Genomic DNA, 20,197 nt, shown 5'->3' on the forward strand with positions numbered 1-20,197 from the left:
ATTTGCATGTCTTAATAGCAAATCGTTTGAGATTATGTCAGTAAAGATGCCCTATCGAGAAAATATCCGGCTTTCGTTGGAGTCCATTGCTAGCAATAAATTGCGTACTTTTTTGACCGCCTTGATCATAGCAATCGGTATCACCGCCCTGGTAGGCATTCTTACGTCCATTGATGCTATTCAAAACTCATTAAAAGATTCGTTCTCAGCAATGGGAGCCAATTCCTTTAATATTAGGAATAGAGGAATCAACGTACAAATCGGAGGCAGCGGTACAAGACCTAAAGTTTTCAAAAAAATATCCTATCGTGAAGCCTTGGCCTTCCAAAAGAAATTCGATTATGGTGCCATTGTTTCCATTAGCGCCTATGCTTCCAATTTTGCGGTTGTAAAGTACGGGAGCGAACAGTCAAATCCAAACATATCCATATTGGGAGGTGATGATCATTATTTGCAAACCGGGGGGTATAAATTGGAAAGCGGTCGAAACTTTACCCAGCGCGAGTTGGAAACCGGATCCAATGTGGTGATTATCGGGAGTGAAATAAAAAAACGTTTGTTTAAAGAGGGACAAGACCCCTTGAACAAAATGCTGGTTATCGGTAATGCAAAATATTTAATTATAGGCGTGTTGGAAGACAAAGGATCCAGTGCCGGCATGGGGGCTGATAAGACCTGTATCATCCCCTTGTTGCGTGCGCGAGCTGTAGTGCAGGGGGAAATGCCTTCTTATACTATTACGGTAATGAGTAGCAACGCGCAGGGAATAGACCCAACAATTGGGGAAGCAACCGCTTTATTTAGAAATATTCGTGGATTGGCAGTTACACAGGAAAATAATTTTGAGATCACCAAAAGCGATGCTGTTGCCCAAATACTGGTTAGTAGTCTTACCTATGTCGCCGTGGGGGCCTTTGTGATCGGCATTATTACATTAATAGGTGCTTCCATTGGCTTAATGAATATTATGCTTGTTTCCGTAACCGAGCGTACGCGGGAAATCGGAGTTCGAAAGGCAATCGGCGCCACGCCAAAAGTGATACGAATGCAATTTTTGACGGAAGCGATAGTAATCTGTTTACTTGGAGGGATAGGCGGTATATTGCTTGGTATTTTAATTGGTAATATCGTAGCGGTGGTTGTAGGAACGAGTTTTGTCGTGCCATGGAAATGGATAATAATGGGGATTGTTGTCTGCGTGGGCGTCGGTATGATCTCGGGTTTTTATCCGGCTTCTAAGGCATCAAAACTAGACCCGATCGAGGCGTTACGCTACGAATAAGTGCCGAGAATTAAAAAAACTTGTGAAAAAAAGCAAGTTTATCTATGTTTATCTCATGGAAGAGATAAATTGGCATGATTTTGAAAAAGTAGAACTACGTGTAGGTACGATTGTAACAGCGGAAGACTTTCCGAAAGCTCGAAAGCCGGCTTATAAGTTAACCATTGATTTTGGGTCCGAAATAGGCATTCGAAAAAGCAGCGCGCAAATCACTAAACATTATACAAAAGAAGAATTGCCCGGCAGGCAAATTATTGGTGTTGTAAACTTTCCCAAAAAGCAGATCGCCAACTTTATATCTGAATGCTTAGTGACCGGATTCGCTGACGAAAATGGAGATATTGTTTTATCCACTGTTGCATCAAGGGTACCAAATGGTGCCAAACTGATGTGAGGCTTCAATAATAGCCTTGTAACACGGAATCTTGAATTTGTTAGTAGTGAATTAATCAACGGATAGTGGCTGGCCGACAGTCTAGCTTAAAACCTGCGGTCGAAAGAGAAGATAAATGAAATATATAAATTTTGAAGATACAAGCGATACCGTATCGGACGAATTCTTTATGAAGGAAGCTTTGCGCGAAGCCCAGAAAGCTTTTGATGCAGACGAGGTTCCCATTGGAGCCGTCATTGTACATGATGGTAAAATTATAGCGCGTGGGCATAACTTAACAGAAACACTGAATGATGTAACTGCTCATGCAGAAATGCAGGCCTTCACAGCCGCTGCGAATTACATTGGTGGTAAATATTTAAAAGATTGCACCCTCTATGTTACAATAGAACCTTGCGTTATGTGCGCGGGAGCATCCTATTGGTCTCAGATTAAGCGAATCGTTTTTGGCGCACGGGATGAAAAGAGAGGATACGCTACTATTTCAAAAGATATTGTCCATCCGAAAACTACGGTAGTAAGTGGTATTATGGAAGAGACGTGTCGGGAATTAATGCAACGATTTTTTCAGTTGAAAAGACGATAGTCCAAGGTTTTAGGCGGTAGGCTATAGGCTTTAGGCTATTGGAAAGGTGCTTATTGCTTACCGCTTACAGCCAATTGCTAATTGTCATCTCCTTATAAAAACTTAATTCATAAGAACAATTCGGAGCATATATCGTTATATTTGTGTACAACAATCAGAAAATTAAAAAACATAAAATTATGGCTTTTTCACTTCCTGCGTTACCATACGCATCCGATGCATTAGAACCACATATTGATAAAGAAACCATGGAAATTCACCATGGAAAACATCACCAGGCATATGTTGATAATTTAAATAAAGCAATTGCCGGAACTGATGCGGAATCGCTTTCTATTGAAGAAATCATAAAGAATATTTCAAAATATCCTGCTGCGGTTCGAAACAACGGCGGGGGGCACTATAATCACTCCTTATTTTGGACCATATTGTCGCCTGATGCGCAAACTACTCCAAGTGGTGAGTTGGCTACCGCTATTGATGAAACATTTGGTTCTTTTGACGAATTAAAGAAAAAACTTCAGGATGCCGGAGCAACGCGCTTCGGTTCCGGCTGGTCGTGGTTGGTTGTAGATGCCTCCGGAAAGTTGCAGGTAACGTCGACACCAAATCAGGACAGTCCATTGATGGACGTTGCAGAAGTTAAGGGAACACCAATCTTAGGTATTGATGTTTGGGAACATGCCTATTATTTGAAATATCAAAACAAACGCCCTGCTTACTTAGAGGCAATTTTTAATGTTATCTGCTGGAAATCAGTTGGCGAGCGTTACGCCAATGCCAAAAAATAATGGCTCATTTGGATTTTCAAAGATTTAAAAACATGCGAAGAAGCAGTGTTTGCCTAGGCAGCACTGCTTTTTTTAATCGTGAAAGATCGGCACAGTGCTCCGGATTTATGGTTGCACAAAGTTGTGGTCACATCTGCCTGACAGCGATGAATGGCATCGCCAACATAAAACACAAATAAATGAAAGCGATAGTTCTGGACGGAATTAACTTACCCTTAACGATAAAGAATGTAAGTAAGCCTAAACTAAAAGCGAATGAAGTACTCGTAAAGCTTAAAGCTGCGGCACTTAATAGGCGAGATTATTGGATACAAAAGGGACAGTACGCCGGTTTGAAATTCCCTATTATTTTAGGTTCCGATGGTGCAGGAGTAGTAGCAGAGGTGGGGAGCGAATCGGAAAAGGAGTGGATCGGAAAGGAAGTGCTTATCAATCCCTCATTAAATTGGGGCGAAAGCGAAGCCGCACAGTCGACCACATTTCATATTCTCGGACTTCCACAGGACGGTACCTTTGCAGAATACGTAAGCGTGCCGCTCCAAAATTTACATATTATGCCACCTCACCTTACTTTTGAGGAAGCGGCTGCGATACCCTTGGCCGGGTTAACCGCCTGGCGAGCCTTATTCAGTAGGGCGCATCTGAAGAGGGGGGAACGACTACTCCTGGCGGGTGTTGGAGGTGGGGTAGCAAGCTTTGCTTTGCAGTGGGCCGTATTTGCGGGTGCAGAAGTATATGTAACATCAAGCAAGCGGGAAAAAATAAGGAAGGCGCTAGACCTAGGAGCGAAGGCCGGCGCATTGTATACCGATAAAAACTGGACAAATAAAATACACCCTAACGATGGTTTTGATGTTATAGTAGACAGCGCTATAGGAGAGGGCTTTAATAATTATATCGAGCTTGCGAAACCAGGTGGTAGAATTGTTTTCTACGGTGCTACGGCATCAGGCAATTTACCTGAACTCAATGCGAGAAAAATATTTTGGAAACAACTGAGTATATTGGGTAGTACGATGGGTTCCCCTAAAGATTTTCATGATATGTTGGCATTTGTAAATAAGCATCAGGTAAAGCCTGTTATTGACTCAATTTTTCCTTTAGCGCATGCCGAAGAAGCTGTGAGGAAGATGGATCGTTCGGAACAATTTGGTAAACTGGTACTAAGAGTGGATTAGGTAATAGAAAGATGAAACCGAGATGTAAATAATAATAGACACAAAGGGCAATTATTATTGACAAGCATTTACATTTTTAGGTGTCAATGAGCCTCGCGGTCGCTTCGGTTATTTACTCGAGCTCTCATTAACCATTAAAAAGAAATAATAGGATGAAAACAATAGGAATGGTTATAAGTGCTTTGTTGATGAACGTGTTTCTCTCTTGCGCGGGAGAACCCCAACAAAAGCAAGAGAAGAATAAGGTAGTTACACCTTCAGCAAATGCCGGTCTTTTAGATACGGCGACTTTTGCCGCGGGGTGTTTTTGGTGCGTAGAGGCGCAGTTTCAACAGCTTAATGGCGTTGATACAGTTGTCTCCGGTTATACGGGTGGATATGTTAAGAACCCCTCTTACAAAGAAGTTTGCACGGGTAATACAGGCCATGCAGAGGCCGTGAATATTATTTTCGACCCGAAAGTAATCAGCTTTGATGAGTTGATCGAGGCATTTTTTGTGGCCCATGACCCAACACAACTAAATAGACAGGGAAATGATGTGGGAACGCAATATCGATCAGCCATCTTTTATCATAATCCGCAACAGAAAGAGAAGGCATTGTATTATATCAAAAGATTAGATGAAGAACATGCCTACAACAAACCTATCGTCACAGAGGTAAAACCATACGGTGCTTTTTATATAGCCGAGGACTACCATCAAAATTATTTTAATTTGAATCGGAGCGAAGGGTACTGTCAATTTGTAATAGCACCGAAATTGGAAAAATTTGAAAAGGTTTTTAAGAAAAAACTGAAAAACAATAGTGAAGGAATAAAATAATCCATTGTATTAGGTGGCATGAATAAAAAACTGCTCTTGTTGCTTTGCAAAACGCATAAACAATTCGGGAAGGCCGGATAGCGGTCCATGGGGATGGATGAAAAAGAAATTGCGCTCTATGGTGAAATCTTCTATTTCAATAATTTTTAAATGTTTTTCATGCAATTCGCGAGTGATGGCATGAATAGACAAAAAGGCAAAGCTATTACTGTGCAAAAGAAATTGTTTAATACTTTCGGTACTCGCTAAATTAACGTTTATCTGCAAGTCCTGTAGATCTACACCTTTTTCTTTTAAATGTTTAGCGATCACGTCATTTGTTCCTGAACCATTCTCGCGCATAATAAAGTCAAGCCGTGAAAGATCCCTAAATGCGAATGTATCATGCAAAGCAAGCGGATTTTCTGCACGTGTAACTAAAACAATTTCGTCTTTAAAGAGAGGTGTGTATTTCATTGATTTATTTTGCGTTAACCCCTCGATAATTCCGAGATCAATGTTTTTTTTATCGAGCCAATCTTCCACTTGTTGTGTATTGCCGTGTGCCACTTCAATATGTATACCGTCGTAATTGCGATGAAAATTCGCTAATATGAGGGGAATGATGTAGTGCGAAATAGTGGTGCTGGCACCTAATTTTAATTTTCCCGATGTTTCTCCCTTTAACTTATCGATTTCGTACGTAGCTTTATTATATTGCTCAATAATAAGACGAGCATGTTTGTATAGAATGGAGCCTGCGGCAGTTAGTTTAAGCTTGTTGCCACTTCGTTCGAAAAGAGATTGGCCGATTTGTTGTTCTAATTCCTGGATATTTTTACTAACAGCAGGTTGTGATATAAAAAGCTCCGAAGCCGTTTTTGTAAAATTCAATTGCGTAGCGGCAGTGAAAAACACTTTTATTCTGAAATCACACTCCATAAAACAACGTAGATGTCTTGATAATTGTTGGGATTAATCCCGATAAAACTTGTTTATAATTGGAAAGAGCGCTAGACCAAAACCAGCCTAGCCTCTTTTTACATCGTTTTGAAAATAAAATTAAGATAAGATATCCACAATTTTAAGCAAGCTGGGTGTAAGGGAGTCTATATGCTTGATGGCCTTATTGAATGGAGTAAATGCAATGTCACCATTGATAACGCCCGCCATTTCACCTTTACGTCCGGCTAGTAGCGCTTCCACGGCAGCAACGCCTAGACGGCTTGCCAGTACTCGATCCATACAAGTTGGGCTACCTCCACGTTGTATGTGACCCAAAATGGAAACTCTGGTATCATAATTTGGAAAATGTTTCTTCACCAGTTCGGCTATAGCGAAGGCGCCACCTTCTTCGTCACCCTCGGCCACTAATACAATTTTCGAAGATTTATCTTTTCGGCCATGAGCCAACTTTTCCAATAAAGCTTTTGAATTTGTTGCGCTTTCCGGAATTAAAATGGCCTCTGCCCCTGTTCCTATGCCACTACGAAGCGCAATAAGTCCGGAATCACGGCCCATTACCTCAATAATAAATAGGCGATCGTGCGACTCCGCTGTATCTCGGATTTTGTCAACTGCACTGATAACGGTATTGATGGCCGTATCATAACCGATGGTGAAATCGGTTCCTGCTAAATCATTGTCAATAGTGCCTGGAAGCCCCATTACCGGGATGTCGTGTTCCTCAATAAATTTTGCTGCTCCCGTGAACGTTCCATCTCCACCAATAGCGACTAATCCGTCGATTTGGAATTTCCTGATTTGTTCATAAGCCTGTTGACGTCCTTCTACGGTTCGAAATTCTTTGCTACGTGCGGTCTTTAAAATAGTTCCGCCTCGTTGAATGATATTGGCTACAGATTTAGCATCCATCGGAAAGATATCTCCATTTACCATACCATCATAACCCCGCTGAATACCGAATACATTTAGATTATAATGCAAACTCGTGCGTACAACAGCACGTATAGCTGCGTTCATGCCCGGCGAATCTCCACCTGAAGTAAATACTGCAATATTTTTGATTGTGCTCATATTAATGTATAGCTGATTTGATTATTACGGACGCTATAGCCTTTCTTTATAGGCTTTAATACCTGATTCAAGAAAGTCGATGTAATTTTGGGGATCATAATTCGCTCCTTGCGGAGGAACCAATACATTACCATTGCTGTCTACAATAACATATAAAGGTTGCGAATTGCTGTTGAATTTGGATGCCTGGAAATCGCTCCATTTTTTTCCGATGGTATTGATCTTTTTTTTGCTGTAAGTCGAGATGTATTGTTCGTTTTGCGGCAGCGTAGTCTTATCGTCGACAAACAATTCTGCCATAATAAATTCGTTATTTAAGAGGTTTTTTACGCGGGGATCCGTCCAAACATTTGCTTCCATTTTACGACAATTCACGCAGTTCCAACCAGTGAAATCAATTAAGACAGGCTTGTTTGTTCGTTTAGAAACCTCCAAGGCTTGTTCGTAATCATAATAGGGATCAAATCCTTTCGGAGTTCCACGTTCATGAAAGATCTCTGCATATTTTTTAGGACCGGAGTTTGTGGTAGTATGAGACGAAGCCGATATACCGGTGCTTAAGTCAAAATCTTGAGTAGCACTTGGCGGCAAGAATGCGCTGACTGACTTTAATGGGGCGCCCCACATACCCGGAATCAGATATACGACAAAGGATAGCACCACAATGGCAAAAAATGTACGCAGAACCGATAAATGTGGAACCTCACTGTCGTGTGCAAATTTGATTTTTCCTAGTAGGTATAGCCCCATTAAACCAAATATTACGATCCAAAGAGCTAAAAATACTTCTCTATCCAGCCAATTCCAATGGTATGCCAAATCCACATTCGATAAAAATTTAAGAGCAAAGGCTAATTCGAGGAATCCTAATACCACTTTTACGCTATTTAACCAACCTCCGGATTTCGGTAAGGATTTCAACAAGGATGGAAACAAAGCGAACAGCGCAAAGGGGATAGCAAGTGCCAAAGAAAAGCCAAACATCCCAATGGCAGGTCCTAAACGTTCGCCCTTGGAGGCTGCATCTACTAACAAAGTTCCAATTAGTGGGCCCGTGCAAGAGAAAGAAACTAAAGCGAGGCTAAAAGCCATAAAGAAGATGCCAATAAGGCCTCCTTGATCCGATTTAGCGTCTACTTTGTTAACAAATGAGCTGGGAAGGGTAATTTCGAAAGCACCTAAAAAAGACGCAGCAAATACCACTAACAATAAGAAAAACAAGAAATTAAAAATACCATTGGTAGAAAGTGCATTTAAGGCGTCTGATCCAAAAAAAATGGTGACAAGCATTCCCAAGCCAACATAAATAACTATAATAGATAAGCCGTATAGAATAGCTTGTCCTATCGCTTTTGACTTAGACCCGGCTCTCTTCGTAAAAAAGCTAACGGTTAAAGGAAGCATTGGGAATATACAAGGCATTAAAATAGCGGCAAAACCAAAAAGCAAGCCATTAATGAATATTTGCCAAAGTGAAACGCTATTCGCAGTATCTGTTGAAATTACCGGTTGAGCAGGCAAACCTTTAGTAGGAGTAGCTGCTTGGACTGTATCGGTATTCACGCTTGTATCTTCTGTTATATCAGTAAATTCGATATCATCCAAAGAAATGGTGTCGGTTTGTAACGTAAGCGCAGAGGCTTCGTTCATAAAAAAGCTTAAGAAAATACTAGCTAATGTAATTATAATGAATTTTCTATACATCAGTTTTAGTTTGAAGGCGTGAAATTAGTAATTATTCCTGAGAGGGTGCCAATTTTCAGGTCTCCTTATTGTAAATAAAGTACGGTTAGGTTAAGATGGGATGAAGGAAAGCGGCTTAAGCCACTTTCCCTATTTTATTGGAATATTGAAATTCACTTCATCGGGAGGTAAACATTCCCGATCGTTGCACACCATAAATTCAATGGTCCCTTTAACAGAGGTTGCGGCTTTATTGAGTTTGATTTTTTGTTGAAAGACAACCTCGTTTTCAAAGTATACAACATCCATGTCAAACACCTTCTCGAAGTGGCTTATCCCCTTCGGTTCACTGGTTTTTCCAACAGGGGTGTAATCTGTTGATTTTGTGAAAGTAAAACTGGTGGGCACCGGGCCACCGGGTTTGATGTTTTGAGAGTAAATATGCCAACCTTTATCGATGGTAGCTTTTATTAGAAGCACAGCCTCCGTTTTATTAATCTTTTTAGCAGCATAGGCCCATTTTACCGGCGTTTTAATCTGTGCGGACGCAATTAAGGTGCTGAAAATCAAAATGGCTAAAAATGCACTTAATTTTTTCATTTTAATACAATTTGTCTTTTTAGACGCTGTTGGTCAAAAAGGTTTAACTTATGTGTGAATAGTCGGCCTTGCAAACTATGGAGCGAGGACGGTGCAAACTTATAGAAAAGGAGGGGATTATGCAATTTGGTTACGTCTTCTTCGCCCCAACTTTAGTCAGTTCCGTGATTTCTCTTCTGCATACTTGGCAGGAATCCTCAAATGAACGCAATTTCTTTAATAGCGTGCTCTGTCAACTGGCCGTCAAAATCTACTATAAGTTTTCCTTCTTTGTTTACGTCAATGACTGTGCCGCTTTTGTGTTGTCCTTGCACCAGAAAATTGGCAGGCTCCCCTAACCGGTAAAGAAGGCTTCTGTAACGACTTTTTTGCTGTATTATATGTTTTTCTTTAAGGTGTTGATATTCAGTGCTTAAGTGAAGGCAAAGGCTTTGCAGTAAGGTTTTTATTTCAAAATCCTGATTCAGCAGCAGCTTGAGAGAGGAAGCCCTCGCCTGATTGTCACCAAAAACAGTTTGGTTAACATTTAGCGCTATGCCAATAATGGCATGTTTCCAACTGCTTCCCCGCAGTATATTTTCTATAAGAATTCCTCCAATTTTTTTATCTAGGTAGTAAAGGTCGTTCGGCCATTTTATACGCAGATTTTCGCCCAATATCGGTTGAAGAGTATCCGCAATTGCTAAACTAACGGCGATATTGAGATCGAACTGATCCTTTGGTAAAAGGAAGGTCGGGTTCAATAGAACACTACAAGTTAAGTTTTTACCTGGTTCACTTTTCCAAATATTGCCCGCTTGTCCCTTTCCTGCATACTGCTCTACTGCCATTATTACAGTTCCTTCAGTATATGGCGTAGAATTTGACAGGTTAGATTTAAGATAATCATTAGTTGAATTTACCCGTTGAAGAGTAATAATATTTTCTCCAACAATAAGTCCCAAAAAAGTGTTACTTTGCAAAGTCTTTGTGGCATTAAATGAAAAACTGTTCAAAACTAAAATTTTTTAATGGTAAAAGGTAAAAAGGTTAAAGAATCCACTCATCTCTCGGAGATTATTATACACGGTATCCAAGAGAAGAAAGGTAACGAAATAGTTAGATTAGACCTCCAAAATGTACATAGCTCTGTTTCTGATTATTTTGTAATATGTCATGCCGAATCGACAACCCAAGTGAGGGCGATAGCGAAAAGTGTGGAAGAGGAAGTGTATAAAGCGGTTAAACAAGATCCATGGCGAAAAGAAGGGTTAGATCATGCTGAATGGATTTTGCTGGATTACATAGATGTTGTTGTACATATCTTCAAAACGGATAAAAGACAATTTTATGCGATAGAAGATTTATGGGGGGATGCAGAACTGAAATATTTTCAAAGTGCATAAGATCCCCGAGCTAAATAAACAAAGAGGATAAAACAATTTATGAAAGATAATATGTCAAATCAACCTGGGAAAATAAAGAAAGTTCCGGGGAAGAAAATCAGCCCCAAACCTCCTAAATTCAATATCATGTGGTTATGGATAGCCATGATATTGGGTTTTATTGCTCTTCAGTACGTTTTCACGGGAGAGAGTGCGAAAGAAATTACCTATCAACGATTTGAATCTACCATGTTGAAAGAAGGAGACGTGGAAAAGTTGGTAGCATATAAGCGAAATGAGTTAATTGGTGTTGAGGTTTATATTAAAAAGGATAAACTCAATCAAGAGAAATATAAGGACGTGCGTCCAAAAAATAACGGGCTTAATCTTTCCACCGGTAGTGCGGGACCCCAGTACTTTTTTCAAGATGGATCCTTCGATGCTTTGGAGCGTAAGTTAAACGCTGCACAGCAAGGTGTTCCCGAAAATCAACGGGTGAGTGTTACATTGGAGGAGAGAAATAGTCCTTGGACCGGCTGGTTACTGTCTATCATCCTGCCCTTGGGTCTTGTGATTCTTTTTTGGGTTTTCATTATGCGCCGAATGGGTGGCGGTGCCGGTGGTGCCGGCGGTCAGATTTTCAATATTGGTAAATCGAAGGCACAGCTATTTGATAAAGAATCGCAAGTAAATATTACCTTCAATGACGTGGCGGGATTGGAAGAGGCCAAGCAGGAGGTTATGGAAATTGTAGATTTTCTAAGAAATCCCAAGAAATATACCAATCTCGGAGGAAAGATTCCGAAGGGCGCGCTATTAGTAGGATCTCCAGGAACAGGGAAAACATTGTTGGCTAAGGCTGTTGCAGGAGAGGCGCAAGTACCGTTCTTTTCGTTATCGGGATCAGACTTCGTTGAAATGTTTGTTGGGGTTGGAGCTTCGCGCGTGCGGGATTTATTCAAACAGGCGAAAGATAAGGCCCCTTGCATTATCTTCATCGATGAGATCGATGCGATTGGACGTGCTCGTGGCAAAAATAATATTGTTGGCGGGAATGATGAAAGAGAGAATACACTTAATCAACTGTTGGTTGAGATGGATGGATTCGGCACGGACTCGGGTATTATCATCTTAGCTGCAACAAACCGACCGGATGTACTAGACTCGGCTTTATTGAGACCGGGGCGTTTTGATCGACAGATTTCGATTGATAAGCCGGATTTGGTAGGCCGGGAGCAGATATTTAAAGTGCATTTGAAGCCGATTAAACTGGCAGCAGATGTAGAAGCGAAGAAATTATCAGCGCAAACACCTGGTTTTGCAGGGGCAGAAATCGCTAACGTTTGTAATGAAGCCGCGCTTATAGCCGCTCGTAAAAATAAAGAATCGGTTGATATGCAGGATTTCCAAGATGCAATCGATCGGGTTATCGGCGGATTGGAGAAGAAAAATAAAATTATTTCTCCTGAAGAGAAGCGAATTGTTGCTTATCACGAAGCTGGACATGCTATAGCTGGATGGTTCTTGGAACATGCTGATCCTTTGGTTAAGGTATCCATCGTTCCTCGTGGAGTAGCCGCTTTAGGTTATGCCCAATACTTGCCGAAAGAGCAGTTTTTATATACCACGGAGCAGTTAATTGACGGTATGTGCATGACCATGGGCGGAAGGGTTGCTGAAGATCTTACTTTTGGCAAAATTTCTACGGGGGCACAGAATGACTTAGAGCGCATTACCAAATTAGCTTATGCAATGGTGGCTGTATATGGTATGAATAATAAGGTTGGTAATATATCGTTTAACGATAGTCAGGAGTCTCAATTCCAAAAACCTTACTCCGAAAAGACGGCGGAGCTTATTGATGAAGAAGTTCGTAAATTGATAAGCGATGTTTATGAGAAAACGCGGCAATTGCTTAGCGAAAAGTCAGACGGACTGAAGGCCTTAGCAGAAAAGTTATTGGAAAAAGAAATATTATTCCAATCGGATTTAGAGGAAATCTTAGGCAAAAGGCCTTTCGACCACCGTACTACATATGACGAATTTGTGAACGGTGATGAAGGTTCTTCTGACCAACGGAAAGCAGCTGAGGGGCTCATGCATGAAGGTGTAGGGGACAATTCCGGAACCTTCGATAAAACCAAATCCTCCGATGAAAACAGTACAACTGACACGGTGAAATAATCGTTTTACCAAAACTAATATCAAAAGAGACGCAGCTAAGTTGGTTGCGTCTCTTTTTTTATACTACCTAATTGGTTACACAGTCTATCTTCTCTTTCAGGTTTTTAATAAAAAACTTATAACTTGCACTTTAAATAGATGACTATGCAAGAAGCTACTGCGAAGGAAAGATTGTTGAAGAAAATACGAAAAGCGTTGTTGCTAAAGCGGGATAATCCCTACCCTAATTTGGAAGAAGTGCCTCTATATAAAGAGTCTGATGAAGCCATTGAGATTATATTCGCTCAAAACTTTACAGCCGTTGCCGGTAACTTCGTTTTTTGTGAGGATGAAATCCAACTGATAGAAAGCTTACTTGCCATTACGGAAAAGGAAAATATTAAGCGGATTTATGCTTGGGAGAGCGAGATACAAGAAATACTTGATCGGTATGAATTTCCATTCTTTAGAGGGGACGCGGAGTTTCAAAAAGCAGAAATGGGTATTACGAAATGTGAGGCACTCATTGCACGGTCAGGAAGTATTTTAGTAAGCAATGGCGGTGCTGCAGGAAGAAGATTGAGCATTTATCCTCATGTACATGTCGTAATCGCCTATATGTCGCAACTGGTAATGGATCTAAAGGACGGATTTGAAGTTGTCAAGCGAAAATACGAGCAGATACCTACCATGATCAGTGCAATTACAGGCCCGAGCAGGACTGCCGATATTGAAAAGACCTTAGTTTTAGGAGCTCACGGGCCTAAACAATTATATCTACTATTGTTGGACGACACGATTGAGTCATAACATTATACTAATATTTTTAGCTGTAATACTAAATATATTAGTATATTTGTTTATGGATACAATGCAAAATGAGGAGTATTTTAAGGGTAGGGGAGCTCAAATAAATACACACAATAAGTTTTTTAAAAACAAATATGTTTGTGAGCACATAGAGGGCTTAGATGAGCCTTTTCTGGAAAATACAGCTACTCAGATCATAGAGTCTTATCCTAAACAGATTATAAGTGAGAGTGACAGTCCGGATTTACGCTTTATGAGGTCAATAAATCCTTATCAAGGATGCGAGCACGGGTGCATTTATTGCTATGCTCGGAATGCGCATGAATATTGGGGGTATAGCGCGGGACTGGATTTTGAAAGAAAAATTATTGTAAAACGTAATTGTGCAACCCTCTTAGAGAAGGAGTTTAACGCAAAAGGTTATGTTCCTTCAACCATTATGCTGTCCGGAAATACCGATTGTTATCAACCACTGGAGCGCAAGCTTAAGCTTACACGATCTTTGCTTTACGTTTTTTTGAAATATAAGCATCCCGTTTCCATTATTAGTAAGAATAACCTGATACTTCGTGATCTGGACATTTTAACTGAACTGGCAAAATGGAAACTGGTACATGTAGCAGTTACGATCAATTCTTTAAATGAGGAATTAAGGCAAAAAATGGAACCTAGAACGGTAACGGCTGCTGGGCGACTGAATGTGATAAAGAAATTGACGGATGCCGGCATCCCGGTCATGTTAATGTGTGCGCCAATTGTACCGGGTTTGAACAGCGACGAAATGCCGGCCCTTATTGAGCAAGCGGCAAAGCATGGAGCCACTGCAGCTTCTTTTACCATTGTAAGACTTAATGGAGCAATCGGGGAGATATTTAAAGATTGGGTTCATAAGGCCTACCCGGATAGGGCTGAAAAAATTTTGCATGGTATTGCTGCGTGTCATGGTGGAAATTTAAATGACAGTCAGTTTGGTAGGCGGATTAGAGGAGAAGGACAACTCGCCGATAGTCTGCATCAGCTATTTAAATTGTCGGTGTCGCGCTTTATGGGTGAAAATAAGCTGACCGAATTACGTAACGATCTATTCGTTCCAACCAAGGGGAAACAATTAGGATTATTCTAACGATTAATAACAATTTTTTAGTACTTTCAACCCTATTATTTAAGATATGGAGAGTTATATCACAGAAACACCTGTTGCCAGCCTAATTTTTGTTTTTACGCTTATCACCAGTATTTATGCTTTTTCAAATCACGGTGTTCTTGAAAAGTTTATGCTGCATCCATATAGCATAAGTAGGGGAGCGCGAATATATACATTACTTACGAGTGGCATGATTCACCGTGATTGGATGCATTTATTTTTTAACATGTTCACCTTCTCTTTTTTCGGTTTTCAATTAGAAAAAATTTTGGTATCCATCAGCAGCTGGGGACATGTACAATTTGCTTTAATTTATCTGTTGAGCTTGGTTATTAGTGATATAACCACCATTATGAAGCAGAAAAACAATTACAATTACTATAGTTTGGGAGCTTCAGGTGCCATCTGTGGAGTACTTTTTAGTGCTATTTTATTTCAACCTACCTCTTATATAGGTGTGTTTTTTATTCCCATCCCTGCGGTTATTTTTGGTCCCTTGTTTTTATTCTATTGTGTGTGGGCAGCTAAAGTAGGGCGCGATAGCATCAACCATGATGCGCACTTTTATGGTGCGATCGTTGGCCTTGTTGTTACGGTATTACTATACCCTCAGGTTATTGGTCACTTTTTCAGCGCCGTAGGACAACTGTTCACTTAGTCGCCATAAGTCTTAGGTAAATCAATTGCTTCACACGGGCGGAATGATCCGTTTTGATCCGCCAAAAATGTCATCGGGTTTTCAGGATCCTTAATGATTTCAAATAAGGTAAAACCCCAAGGTTTCCAGAAATTTTCCAGTACCTGCCCATATGTCTTAGCTTGAAACGTATCAAAGATGGGGCGTGTGTCCATGCCCGCTAGTGGCATAGGTTCGATATAGACGATTTCTTCGGTTGGCAGTATGGCATATTCAGGTAGCCGATTAAAGAGATAAGCAGAATAAAAAAATAAGCCACAAATCTCTTCAAACTGAATGGGATGCAGTTTTTTTCCGGATACTAACTGAAGCTTCCGCTCGTGATATCTATTATTGGCTCCGTTGTCTTGCAAGCAAGCTACAATGCCGAAATTGTTCATTCGTAATGAGAAAACCAATGTGTTAATTTCATCTCGATAACTGAATTTGTCTTCCGGACTGTCTATTTCAAATACGTTGATGCTGAAAGGTAAACTGCCTTCGAATTCCATAGGTTTAATCATCGATTGCAGCATAACATGTAGATTGGAAAATTTTTTGGCTAGAACCTGCGAAAAGTTCATCGCTTCACCGCTCATATGCTGTTGCCTGATCCCAATCTGTATTTCATTGAATACAATTCCATAAAGAAGCTTTCCAATCCATTGAAACAATAATTGCTTGTTAAGTTTGATTACTTCCTGATAGCCTCCTAAAAAAGCCGCTTTTACTTCCTCTTCTAACTTTTCCAATCTATCAGAAGTGTCTGCCGAACAAGGCACCTTAAGCTTTTTGTAAGTCGTTATACTTTCGTCGAGCAACTTGAATGGCTTTTCTTCTAAATGATAATGTTGCATCAGCCAGGAAGGGAACACCTGTATTTGTTCTTCGGATGATGTTAGCGTTTGCCCACTTAAAAAGCAAGTCTTATTGTCAAAGGAAAATTTCTGAAAGGGGTAGTATAACATTGTTAAATAGTTAATAGGGAACTTGTTAATAGTTAGTAGGAAATAGAGAACTTGTTAATAGACATGTTGAATCGAGATAACTAATCATTTTGTCTTCAATATCTGTATAAGTTTTATCAACATTCTCTTTATATGGATAATTCTTCTTGCAACCGGCTATTTTCAATACAGAAATTTAAGCGCTTAGCAATTTCCAATTGTGTTTCTATCTCAACGATAGATCCTAAGCTAACATATAAAAATTGTATGTATTCCTTAACAAATTGTCTTGCGGCTCCTTCTGCGATATTTGAAGGGATTGATATAGCAGCCCTTCTCATTTGACTGGTAAGGCCAAATTTTTCTTCTTCAGGAAATTTAGCGGTTAATTGATAAATGTTCTGGACAAAGTCCAAAGACTTTTGATATACTAATAAATCTTTATGGGAATTAATTTCATTCATAAGCTAACCTTGAAGTGACAGCGCATATCGAAAGAGGAAAGGGCGCTTAAAGCTTTACGCTATTAACCACTCCCTTGTTCCCTATTAACAATTAACTATATTGCTTATTATAATATTCCTGATAGGCTCCAGAGGTTACGTTATTTAGCCAATCTTCATTTGCTAAATACCAATCAACGGTCTTTTCCAATCCTTCTTCGAACTGTAAGCTAGGCACCCATCCCAAATCTTTTTGCAGTTTTGTGGAATCGATCGCATACCGTAAATCATGGCCTGCACGATCTTTAACGAAAGTGATAAGTTTTGCCGATTCGCCTGCGGGTCGTCCCAACTTCCGATCCATAATGTTACAAAGTAATCGGATCAGATCAATGTTTTTCCATTCATTATGCCCACCAATATTGTAGGTATCGCCGGCCTTTGCTTGGTGGAAAATAACGTCGATGGCACGGGCATGGTCTTCTACCCACAACCAATCCCTAACATTTTCCCCTTTCCCATAAACAGGCACGGGTTTATTGTTTTTTATATTATGAATTGCTAAGGGAATCAGTTTTTCCGGGAAGTGATGGGAACCATAATTGTTTGAACAATTTGAGATGACCGTATTAAGCCCATACGTATCATGATAGGCCCTGACAAAGTGATCGGAGCTTGCCTTTGAAGCAGAGTAAGGTGAGTGTGGATCGTACTTCGTTTCTTCGGTGAACATACCACTTTCTCCCAAGGCGCCATAGACCTCATCTGTACTAACATGATAAAAACGTTTGCTACTATCACCTTCCCAGTATTTCCGCGCAGCATTCAATAAGTTGACAGTTCCAACGACGTTGGTCAGTACAAAATCCAAGGGGTTGCTAATAGAGCGATCTACGTGCGACTCAGCAGCAAGATGGATTACGGCATCCGGTTTGACACGCTCGAACAGCTCATTGATAAATGCAGCGTCAGTAATGTCACCCTTTACGAATTCATAGTTCACCTGATCTTCTATATCCGATAAGTTGGCAAGGTTACCGGCATATGTTAATTTATCGAGGTTAATAATGTGATATTGCGGATAGTTGTTAACAAAACGTCTTACTACGTGCGATCCAATAAATCCGGCACCTCCTGTTATAATGATATTCATGGTCTTTCTATTAAGTATGTTTGCTAAACACAATTTTATTATCCAAATGGATTTTTCTCTTTTAAATAAACTTCCCAAGCCCAAGCCGAACGCATCATTTCCTCCACATCCAATTCGGCTTTCCACCCCAATTCCGTCAATGATTTAGAGACATCTCCCCACACTTTTTCGATGTCTCCTGCACGGCGTGGGCCAATTTGATAATTCAGTTTTACGCCTGTTGACGATTCGAAGGCCCTGATAATTTCGAGCACGGACAAACCTTTACCCGTACCGATGTTGAATACTTCATAATTGGCTTTGGCCTTATGTTCTTCTAAACGTTTTATGGCCGCTACGTGTGCCTTTGCGAGGTCTACAACATGGATATAATCCCTAATGGCTGATCCATCGGGTGTATCATAGTCATTTCCGAACACGGTAACTTTTTCTCGCTTTCCAATTGCTGTCTGTGTAATGAAGGGTACAAGGTTTTGAGGTACACCTAATGGCAATTCGCCGATTAAAGCACTGGCATGTGCTCCCACAGGATTAAAATAACGTAAAGCAATGATATGATAATTGGTAAAAGCCTTGGCCGTATCGCTTAAGATTTCTTCGGCTACCTGTTTAGTATTACCGTAGGGCGATTCAGCTTTTTGAACCGGTGCGCTTTCGGTTACCGGTAATTCCTTAGGCTGCCCATAAACTGTACAGCTTGAGGAGAATACAAAATTGATATCGCGACCCTTAAATGCATTTAATAGATTGAGTAAAGAAAAGAAATTGTTTCGATAGTACTTGATGGGTTCTTCTACAGATTCGCCAACCGCTTTGCTGGCCGCGAAATGAATGAGTCCGGTGATATCCGGGTTATTCTTTACAAATTCGATTACCTTTTGTTCGTTGCAGAGGTCAAATTCATGAAACTCCGGGCTATTTCCGGTGATGGAAGCTATTTGTTTCAAAACCCCTTTATTAGAATTCGATAAATTATCAATAATAACAGGCGTGTAACCTGCATTTTGTAATTCTACAACGGTATGCGATCCGATATATCCCGTACCGCCGGTAACCAAAATTTTGCTCATATAATCGATTTTAATTAATGCTTGTTATAATACGTAAAATCTTTGTGTTTTATTTCTTTTTCGGGAAGTGATTTAAAATATTTATAAGTCTTTTGCAGACCTTCCTCCCGTCCAATCTTAGGTTCCCATCCTAGAATTTCCTTCGCTTTTGTTATATCGGGTCTTCTTTGTTTAGGATCATCGATCGGTAGGTCACGATAAACTAGTTTCTGATTCGTTCCTGTCAGTCTTATTATTTCTTCTCCAAATTGCTTGATGGTTATTTCATCAGGATTTCCTATGTTTACGGGTTGTGTATAATCACTCATTAATAACCGGTAAATGCCATCTATTTGATCGTCCACATAACAAAACGAACGTGTTTGTGAGCCGTCTCCGAATACCGTTAGGTCTTCACCTCGCAAGGCTTGTCCTATAAAAGCAGGTAAAACCCTTCCATCGTTTAGTCGCATACGCGGACCGTAAGTGTTAAATATTCGAACAATCCGTGTATCCAATCCATGAAACGTATGGTAAGCCATGGTAATAGCTTCCTGAAAACGCTTAGCCTCATCATATACCCCGCGAGGACCTACCGGATTTACATTTCCCCAATATTCTTCCGGCTGCGGACTTACCGTAGGATCGCCATATACTTCTGACGTGGATGCTACTAAAATGCGCGACTGTTTAGAACGTGCTAAGCCGAGTAAATTGTGGGTGCCTAAGGAACCGACTTTTAATGTCTGAATTGGAATTTTTAGATAATCAATCGGACTAGCAGGAGATGCGAAATGTAAAATATAATCTAGGCGCCCTGGTACGTAGACAAATTTGGAAACATCATGATTGTAAAACTCAAAATTTTCCAGTTTGAATAAATGCTCGATATTTCGTAAATCCCCGGTTATTAGATTGTCCATTCCGATTACATGGAAATCCTCTTTGATAAAACGATCGCATAAATGTGATCCAAGGAAACCAGCTGCCCCGGTAATTAATATGCGCTTTCTTGACATGCTTTAATAAATGTTTGGAATATTCTTTGGCGAAGATAAACAAATTGAATATAATTGCCGTTTCTTATAAAAAAC

General features: G+C 40.3%; 21 protein-coding genes. 11 read left to right on the top strand and 10 right to left on the bottom strand.

Features of this window, described 5'->3' with window-relative positions; genetic code table 11:
- The first annotated feature begins 34 nt into the window (after window positions 1-34).
- The 6 genes from M1D52_RS01160 to msrA all read left to right on the top strand — a co-directional run bounded on the left by M1D52_RS01160 (window position 35) and on the right by msrA (window position 5,055).
- Window positions 35-1,282: an ABC transporter permease gene (locus tag M1D52_RS01160; protein WP_013664367.1), complete on the top strand. Its 1,248-nt coding sequence runs from the start codon at window positions 35-37 to the stop codon at window positions 1,280-1,282.
- 55 nt (window positions 1,283-1,337) lie between these two features.
- Window positions 1,338-1,676: a tRNA-binding protein gene (locus M1D52_RS01165; protein WP_013664366.1), complete on the top strand. Its 339-nt coding sequence runs from the start codon at window positions 1,338-1,340 to the stop codon at window positions 1,674-1,676.
- A 115-nt stretch (window positions 1,677-1,791) separates the two neighbouring features.
- Complete coding sequence (locus tag M1D52_RS01170) at window positions 1,792-2,262, top strand: nucleoside deaminase (RefSeq protein WP_377609941.1); 471 nt, start codon at window positions 1,792-1,794, stop codon at window positions 2,260-2,262.
- 179 nt (window positions 2,263-2,441) lie between these two features.
- Window positions 2,442-3,053, top strand: a complete 612-nt coding sequence (locus M1D52_RS01175; protein WP_013664364.1) for a superoxide dismutase — start codon at window positions 2,442-2,444, stop codon at window positions 3,051-3,053.
- Window positions 3,054-3,232: 179 nt separating this feature from the next.
- Entirely contained in the window at window positions 3,233-4,231 is a 999-nt protein-coding gene (locus tag M1D52_RS01180; RefSeq protein WP_437394088.1) for a zinc-binding dehydrogenase, read from the top strand.
- A 152-nt stretch (window positions 4,232-4,383) separates the two neighbouring features.
- On the top strand, window positions 4,384-5,055 hold the full coding sequence (gene msrA / locus M1D52_RS01185; protein ID WP_377609935.1) for a peptide-methionine (S)-S-oxide reductase MsrA: 672 nt from the start codon (window positions 4,384-4,386) through the stop codon (window positions 5,053-5,055).
- 9 nt (window positions 5,056-5,064) lie between these two features.
- Here msrA and M1D52_RS01190 read toward each other — a convergent pair whose 3' ends face one another.
- From M1D52_RS01190 to M1D52_RS01210, 5 genes are all read right to left on the bottom strand, one after another.
- The gene (locus M1D52_RS01190; RefSeq protein WP_013664361.1) at window positions 5,065-5,976 is read right to left on the bottom strand and encodes a LysR family transcriptional regulator; all 912 of its coding nucleotides are present in this window, start codon (window positions 5,974-5,976) and stop codon (window positions 5,065-5,067) included.
- Window positions 5,977-6,096: 120 nt separating this feature from the next.
- Window positions 6,097-7,071, bottom strand: coding sequence for a 6-phosphofructokinase (gene pfkA, locus M1D52_RS01195; RefSeq protein WP_013664360.1), 975 nt, complete (start codon window positions 7,069-7,071; stop codon window positions 6,097-6,099).
- A gap of 33 nt (window positions 7,072-7,104) precedes the next feature.
- A complete protein-coding gene (locus M1D52_RS01200; protein ID WP_437394089.1) occupies window positions 7,105-8,721 on the bottom strand; it encodes a protein-disulfide reductase DsbD family protein in 1,617 nt (538 codons plus the stop codon).
- A gap of 183 nt (window positions 8,722-8,904) precedes the next feature.
- A complete protein-coding gene (locus tag M1D52_RS01205) occupies window positions 8,905-9,354 on the bottom strand; it encodes a protein-disulfide reductase DsbD N-terminal domain-containing protein (protein WP_013664358.1) in 450 nt (149 codons plus the stop codon).
- Between the two features lie 197 nt (window positions 9,355-9,551).
- Window positions 9,552-10,349 (bottom strand): biotin--[acetyl-CoA-carboxylase] ligase, encoded by a 798-nt coding sequence (locus M1D52_RS01210; RefSeq protein ID WP_013664357.1) that lies wholly within the window; start codon window positions 10,347-10,349, stop codon window positions 9,552-9,554.
- A gap of 15 nt (window positions 10,350-10,364) precedes the next feature.
- Between M1D52_RS01210 and rsfS the strand changes: the two genes are divergently transcribed.
- The 5 genes from rsfS to M1D52_RS01235 all read left to right on the top strand — a co-directional run bounded on the left by rsfS (window position 10,365) and on the right by M1D52_RS01235 (window position 15,493).
- Complete coding sequence (gene rsfS, locus M1D52_RS01215; protein ID WP_013664356.1) at window positions 10,365-10,739, top strand: ribosome silencing factor; 375 nt, start codon at window positions 10,365-10,367, stop codon at window positions 10,737-10,739.
- A gap of 39 nt (window positions 10,740-10,778) precedes the next feature.
- Window positions 10,779-12,902 (top strand): ATP-dependent zinc metalloprotease FtsH, encoded by a 2,124-nt coding sequence (gene ftsH, locus M1D52_RS01220; RefSeq protein ID WP_377609928.1) that lies wholly within the window; start codon window positions 10,779-10,781, stop codon window positions 12,900-12,902.
- 144 nt (window positions 12,903-13,046) lie between these two features.
- Complete coding sequence (locus M1D52_RS01225) at window positions 13,047-13,691, top strand: LutC/YkgG family protein (RefSeq protein WP_437394090.1); 645 nt, start codon at window positions 13,047-13,049, stop codon at window positions 13,689-13,691.
- A 52-nt stretch (window positions 13,692-13,743) separates the two neighbouring features.
- Entirely contained in the window at window positions 13,744-14,814 is a 1,071-nt protein-coding gene (locus tag M1D52_RS01230) for a PA0069 family radical SAM protein (protein ID WP_013664353.1), read from the top strand.
- Window positions 14,815-14,860: 46 nt separating this feature from the next.
- Complete coding sequence (locus M1D52_RS01235; RefSeq protein WP_013664352.1) at window positions 14,861-15,493, top strand: rhomboid family intramembrane serine protease; 633 nt, start codon at window positions 14,861-14,863, stop codon at window positions 15,491-15,493.
- On the opposite strand, the gene M1D52_RS01240 is transcribed toward M1D52_RS01235, so the two are convergent.
- The 5 genes from M1D52_RS01240 to M1D52_RS01260 all read right to left on the bottom strand — a co-directional run bounded on the left by M1D52_RS01240 (window position 15,490) and on the right by M1D52_RS01260 (window position 20,122).
- Window positions 15,490-16,479: a hypothetical protein gene (locus M1D52_RS01240; RefSeq protein ID WP_013664351.1), complete on the bottom strand. Its 990-nt coding sequence runs from the start codon at window positions 16,477-16,479 to the stop codon at window positions 15,490-15,492. The two genes, M1D52_RS01235 and M1D52_RS01240, sit on opposite strands and share 4 nt — an antisense overlap.
- Window positions 16,480-16,607: 128 nt before the next feature.
- Window positions 16,608-16,922, bottom strand: a complete 315-nt coding sequence (locus tag M1D52_RS01245) for a four helix bundle protein (RefSeq protein ID WP_013664350.1) — start codon at window positions 16,920-16,922, stop codon at window positions 16,608-16,610.
- 91 nt (window positions 16,923-17,013) lie between these two features.
- The gene (gene rfbB / locus M1D52_RS01250; RefSeq protein ID WP_437394091.1) at window positions 17,014-18,054 is read right to left on the bottom strand and encodes a dTDP-glucose 4,6-dehydratase; all 1,041 of its coding nucleotides are present in this window, start codon (window positions 18,052-18,054) and stop codon (window positions 17,014-17,016) included.
- Between the two features lie 38 nt (window positions 18,055-18,092).
- Window positions 18,093-19,124 carry a UDP-glucose 4-epimerase GalE gene (gene galE, locus M1D52_RS01255; RefSeq protein ID WP_437394092.1) on the bottom strand — a complete coding sequence of 344 codons (1,032 nt, stop codon included), beginning with the start codon at window positions 19,122-19,124 and terminating at the stop codon, window positions 18,093-18,095.
- Window positions 19,125-19,138: 14 nt separating this feature from the next.
- Window positions 19,139-20,122: a UDP-glucuronic acid decarboxylase family protein gene (locus M1D52_RS01260; RefSeq protein ID WP_130854805.1), complete on the bottom strand. Its 984-nt coding sequence runs from the start codon at window positions 20,120-20,122 to the stop codon at window positions 19,139-19,141.
- Window positions 20,123-20,197: the final 75 nt, after the last annotated feature.

This window comes from Olivibacter sp. SA151 (genome assembly GCF_054130995.1).